The 5,866-nt window shown below is 45.4% G+C and carries 6 protein-coding genes; 1 reads left to right on the top strand and 5 read right to left on the bottom strand.

The window, feature by feature from the left end; genetic code table 11:
* Positions 1-513: 513 nt before the first annotated feature.
* The 4 genes from JGF26_RS22280 to JGF26_RS22265 all read right to left on the bottom strand — a co-directional run bounded on the left by JGF26_RS22280 (position 514) and on the right by JGF26_RS22265 (position 3,341).
* Positions 514-1,161, bottom strand: a complete 648-nt coding sequence (locus tag JGF26_RS22280; RefSeq protein WP_238934341.1) for a recombinase family protein — start codon at positions 1,159-1,161, stop codon at positions 514-516.
* 122 nt (positions 1,162-1,283) lie between these two features.
* Complete coding sequence (locus JGF26_RS22275; protein ID WP_134708775.1) at positions 1,284-1,628, bottom strand: hypothetical protein; 345 nt, start codon at positions 1,626-1,628, stop codon at positions 1,284-1,286.
* Between the two features lie 322 nt (positions 1,629-1,950).
* Positions 1,951-2,142, bottom strand: a complete 192-nt coding sequence (locus JGF26_RS22270; protein WP_134708776.1) for a hypothetical protein — start codon at positions 2,140-2,142, stop codon at positions 1,951-1,953.
* A 365-nt stretch (positions 2,143-2,507) separates the two neighbouring features.
* The gene (locus tag JGF26_RS22265; RefSeq protein ID WP_134708778.1) at positions 2,508-3,341 is read right to left on the bottom strand and encodes a hypothetical protein; all 834 of its coding nucleotides are present in this window, start codon (positions 3,339-3,341) and stop codon (positions 2,508-2,510) included.
* A gap of 277 nt (positions 3,342-3,618) precedes the next feature.
* Between JGF26_RS22265 and JGF26_RS22260 the strand changes: the two genes are divergently transcribed.
* Positions 3,619-3,849, top strand: a complete 231-nt coding sequence (locus tag JGF26_RS22260) for a hypothetical protein (RefSeq protein ID WP_134708780.1) — start codon at positions 3,619-3,621, stop codon at positions 3,847-3,849.
* Positions 3,850-3,888: 39 nt separating this feature from the next.
* On the opposite strand, the gene JGF26_RS22255 is transcribed toward JGF26_RS22260, so the two are convergent.
* Entirely contained in the window at positions 3,889-5,430 is a 1,542-nt protein-coding gene (locus tag JGF26_RS22255) for a tape measure protein (RefSeq protein WP_167587233.1), read from the bottom strand.
* Positions 5,431-5,866 lie beyond the last annotated feature (436 nt).

Below are 5,866 nucleotides of genomic sequence, written 5' to 3'. Positions count from 1 at the left end.
GCTTCCGCTTCGCGAAGAATACTGATGATCTGTTCGTCGGAAAAACGCTTCTTCATGGGGATGTCCTCATGTGGCTTATGAAGACATTACTAACATCGGGGTGTATTAATCAACGGGGAGCAGGTCACGTAGTGTTACCAGTGCAGAACGTAAGGCCAAGAAAGCAGGTTACCAATGGGACGGAGTGAAATGGGTCTTACCTGGTTCCCGCCGTAATGCCGTTGCTTTTCAGGCAGGTTCTGATGGGAAAATAGATAAAATTATTGAGTGGGAAGGAAACAAAATCAATATGATTGAGTGACTTATTGTTGTTTTTTTTCTTCTCATAAAAATCCAGTAGCCACTGATAAATCCGTCGGTGGCCTGTCTACCAAGAAGTATCAGTCAGACTGTCGACGTGCTTAGTAGGGCTGGCAGAGTCAGTTACTCTTCCTAGCAAAATCCTAAAGTATTGGGGGAGATACGAAAAAGACCGCCCTAAGGCAGTCTGCAATGGGGAGTTATGACGTGGTCTTATTGGGTCTGTAGTGCTTTAACCTTTGCCACCATACCAAGTGAACAATCACAGAGTTTTGCTATCTCCGCATAGGTATACCCACCTTTCCCAAGATAGGTTGAAATCTTGTCACGTAGCACTGTGTTTGCTGGTCTTCCCTGATACTTCCCCTGCTCCTTTGCCTTGCTGATACCTTCTGCCTGACGCTTACGGCGCTTTGTATAATCTTCATGGGCGTAATGTGCTGCAATATCCATCATGAGACCATTAATAAGCTGAACAATGCGGTCATCAGCATCAGCTTTAAGTGCTCCGTGGCTGGTGGGCAGGTCGACAGCGACAACCTTCAAACCACGCTCATTGATACGAGCTTTTAGCGCTTCGTACTGGTCAGCAGGAAGACGAGTCAGGCGGTCAATAGACTCAACGATAATCAAGTCACCCTGCTCTGCCTGTGATAAGAGTCTGTTCAGTTCAGGACGCTCAAGCTTTGCACCAGAGAAGTTCTCAATATATGTCGCTGTAGTTGTCAGACCGTTCTTAGCTGCAAAGTCTGTGACCGTCTGCAAAGCGCGGGATGCATCCTGGTCATCAGTCGAAGCACGAAGATAGAGATGGGCTGTTTTCATGATGATTTTCACATTGGGTTTCAATGCAACAACCATACGTGAAATAACCACATAGAGTCAACTAAAACAACCCATTGTGAACGAGATTTTCATGAATTGTAGCCTTCAGATAAGGCATACCCTATGTGAAAAGAGAGTTTAGCTGAGTAGCCTGGGTGTCAGACAGCTTTGAGGGTGGTCTTTGAAGGGGTTGGGTTAAAAGTGGCTTTCTTACCAGCTTGTGGAGGGGTCACCGTCTGAGGTTCTTTATCACCAAGAACAGCAGCAGCCTGAACGCGCTTAGAAGTAGACCTTGCTTTTGTGTTCTCTGACTGTAAAAGCAGCTTAGCAGCATCTGAACGTGCTGATGTTGTATCGAGTTCTTTGACCTGCTCTTTCGTCAGGCCATAGGTCAGGAGCTTCTTAGAGTCTCCGGTAAGGATAGCTGTAAACCATTCCTGAGCTAGGGATGGCTGTTCAATGTCCTGAACAGATGAATCACCGGATGTTGTGTTAGTAGTCATTAAGACCTCTATATGTTGTGTGTCTTTTATGGGGTTGGGTAAGTGGGAAATCATATCGAAGGTTGAAGTATTACAGCATCTAAAGAGACACCAAAAATACAACAACAAATCAATAAGTTAACTCATTTTATTGAGTGTGCAGCTTTACGAGTCTGAGTAATGATGTGATTCACGTAGCTGGGTGAAACGCCAAGGATAGAAGCGATTTGCTTATGTGTTTTGCATTCAGCTTTCAACCGCAGGACATTAGTCACAAGTTCATCAGTGCTCCTCTTCTGTGTTGCGAATTTAAAAAGATTGATGTGTTCGGGGGTAATGTTCATTAGGTATTTACTCCGGTGTATTCCTGAATCTTCAGCAGCACACGGTTGTATAAAGATTGGTTGCACTCAAAGATTGGGTCTTCAAATTGCGGATTATTGAATTGATAAAAGATAAAATGCCTCGCTATACGGGCAGCTTTACGATTCATGTTGATTTCAATTTGTCTGATTTGGTCAGGTGTGTATGCCATGGCTTTAACCTTGTTTCTGTAGTCCATTGGAGGATTTGGAAAATCCGATTAATGATGATGTGATGGGTAAACAGTGTTTGTTAACCTTTTCTCTCGCTCATCATTAGCTCGATGCTCACGTATAAGTGGCTTTGTTCATGTTTCTGAACAGAGACTTATCAGTGGACAAGATGAGTCATAGTGAGTGACGAAGAAGGGTTTTAAGTTTGATAAATGGTCTGTTCAGTAGGGTAAGAATTTGGTCACAGCAAAAGACGGCTCTCGCTTCGCCGTGTAGCCTATGGTCGCCATGCTCGATGACTCCCGTAGCTGTACAGAAAAACTAATCAGAGGCTCTCTTATATATAACTCGTTATATTTTTGACTTACCAACCGAACATTTCGCCTGTGTTCGAATCAACGTAACATTGCAGTTCAGGTAACCACTGAAGACTACCCACATTATCAGGGTCACTGTGTTCAAGGGGGTAGTCAGAAACAAGCTGAATAGAAATCCCAGCTCTAGAGCGAATGCTGAAACCCCACACAACCTTTTCACCGTTCATATGAGTTTCAACCTGAGATGGTGTTAATCCAGCCTGAACAAGTAACTCCCTTTTCTGCTCAGGAGTCTGGACTGGCTGAATATGGTTTCTGTAACCTTCCGCATCAGATTCAATGTCAAAGTCATCGTATAGAGTTCCCTCTATATAATAACTCGTTATATTTTTGACTTCTGAGTGATGTTCAAAAGCACTGATGACATTCCGACAAGCGCAAGCTAACAGTTGAGCGTATCTTACATCAATGTGCTCTGCTTTCGGTCTGCGACAGTTAACCGCCATGTAAACAGATTCTGTAGAAACCGTGTTTAGAGACTTCAGCAGATTGAAAACAACATACGGGTTCAAGTTAGAACCTGTTGTAGTCTGTCTTACAGCCCCCATGAAGATATCTTCCACTGTAGACGGCATATTGTCATAACTGTGAATATGTCTGAACTCAGCATGGAAGAGGTTAGGAGTCTCTTTGCCCGTGCGAGGCTTACGTTGCTTACCAGTCTTGGTAATGGTCACTGCTGGATTGGATAATGGCGCTGGTGCAGATGGGAGGATTTCTTCGAGAACTTCTTGTACAGCTTTTTTGATATCTTGCTCTGTTGGGACTCTGAAACTATCAGGTAATCCGTACTGACGATTAATTTTTAACTGGTCATACATTAACACCTCAAAAATAGAAATAAACCTTAAAGCCACTAAGAACTATAGTACCAGAACAGAGGTTGATTGTCAACAAATTGTTATATTTTTGTTACCAAATTGTTATATAAAACGATTATAAGTGCTTTTTAACAATCCCGTTGTTGCGCCAATCCCCTATCACATATTCATTAACGCCTTAATTGCTTTTCCCTTCATTTTGTGTGACATATAGACCTTTGCGTCCCAGATGAACCAACTGAGACGCCACCAGCAATTAAAACACTCAGGAGACCAAATGCTTAATAGTCTGACCCTGCAAGCTCTCGCCACCAGTGGCTCCGGCATGATTTTAGATGCCCGAAACCATACAAGTCTCGAACTTCAGACCATTGCGGGCATAGCGGGCAATCGAAGCACTTCAGGAGCGCCTATCACTATACGCAACGCCTCATCACTTCAGTCTCTCACCCTTCAGGCAATAGCAACCGCTTCGAAAGGGCGTGTGATTTTTGATTTCACAAGCTAAACCTCTGGGGTGTGATGGTTACGCACCCCAAATTCCCTCTCAGCGCTTGAGCAGTGATGGGGAGAACCCAGCATTTTGGCCTGGGACCTGCCAGCCGCCAGCCAACCCTTGAGAGGTCATCAGAATACTTTCCATGTGGCCAGCCATCATATTCTTTACTTCTGCCTGTGTGGTGTACGTACTGCCGTCAGGCATCGGGATATTCAGGGTTAATGGTGCAAACTGTACCTGAGACATCGTGACTTCAATTTTCTGTGTCTGTGGGATTGAAGGAGCTTGCTGTGATGACAAGCCAGGAAGTGTAGACATTCCAGTATAGTTACCCGCAACACTACTTAGATTTGCTCCAGCCCAATCAAGGAATTGATTCAGACGAGAGTTCTTAGCGGGTACACCAGGAATCCCCTCTTCGTTAGTTTGCACATAACCAGGCTCGTACCCTGCCTCTTTTAATCCGAGATAGGTTAACAGTGATGCTCCAGCGATAGGCAATAAAGGGGCACCAGCAGCAGCTACAGCACCACCTTCAGCAAGGGCTACACCACCACCAAGACCAAGCAATCTCATCATCCATGAACCACCCTTTTTAGCCACGCCAGCTCCACCAAATAGTGCCGCAGTAGCAAGCATACCTAAAGCCCACGTTTTAAAGATGTCACCGATAGTGTCTAGTGCCTTCTGGACTGGTTCAGGGAGGTTTTTATAGAAGTCAGTCCACATATCAGAGAAATCAGCGTAGAAAGCTTTTGCTGTAGAAATCCAGTCATCGAGCTTATACACATACTCTGCAAGCGTATTAAAGAACCCACCCAGCACTTTACCCAGCCACAGGAACACATCACCATTGTCACCAAGAATCCCTGTCAGAGCGTTCAGGAGGCGTTTAAACCCACCGCTAAAGCCATTATAGAATTGCTCCATGCTGTCTTTCTGTGCATTGGCAAAGCGCCCTTGCGTTGCTTGCATAGAGTTCATAGCCTTAGCTGCTGCACCTGTTGACTTATTCAGGTTTTCCATGGCGGTCACCATGAGTTTAGCGACCTCACCACCTGTCAGAGTTTTAAGCTTTTCACGTAACTGACGTGTATCACTTGTCCCCGTAAGTTTCTCAAGAGGTTTAATTAAAGCGGGACTTGCGTTCACGACCTGGAGCCAGTCCTGTCCAATTAATTTAGAGCTTGCTGCAATCTGGGATAAGGCATAGTTGAAACGCTCAACACTATCAGCAGTCATACCTGTCTGGTGCGCAAATACTGATTCGGTCTCTAAAAGCGTAGGGATATCAGTGTTAGAGAATTGCTTTTCAGGCAGGGTGAATCGTAACTGTGCTGCTTGTTGCTGGGCTGTAGCCTTATCTGCACCGTAACGGTTAGCGTAATCATTCACTGCCGCTGTGATGGCCTGTGTATCAGCACCATAAGCTGAAGAAAGCATTGTACGCGCCTGGGCACGTTTATTACCTTCCTGAAGTGACTCACCGAATAATTCCACTGCTTTCTGAAGAGTCAAGAAACCAGCAGCTAATGATGTTGCAGCAACTGATAAGCGAGAGAAAGCGCCTGAACCCTCCATTGCAGTCATACGCTGTTGAGCGCGTTGGTGTGATGCTGCTCGTGCTTGCTGTGCAAACTCAAAGTTCAGTTCACGTAGATTCCGTCTGAAGGTGTTAACGTCACCTGCACCACTGCTGATGTGCTGGTCACGTAGAGCGTTCAGACGGGCTGTATAGGCTGCTGCTGTCTCTGGTGTACGTAGCTGCATCTGCCCGAAGAATGCAGAGGTCTGTTGACGGTGTACAAGGTCATGGATACTGTCAGCGCCTGTAAGACCACTTCTGGGACGTGGAGTGTATGGACGTGGAGTAGCACCACCTTCAGGTCTCCCTGCTCTTGCTGTTACCAACGGTGCAAAACTGATCCACCCCAACGGTTGAAAATTGATCCAGGGGTTAATCTGCTCCTCTGAATACAGGGGAGCTTATGATCACTTTTGAGATTCGTATGGAAATTAAAGTCCT

Source organism: Enterobacter sp. E1, from assembly GCF_016809815.1.
Taxonomy (GTDB): domain Bacteria; phylum Pseudomonadota; class Gammaproteobacteria; order Enterobacterales; family Enterobacteriaceae; genus Enterobacter; species Enterobacter adelaidei.
Note: the sequence above shows the minus strand (reverse complement) of the source record. Positions and strands in the feature narration are given on the sequence as shown.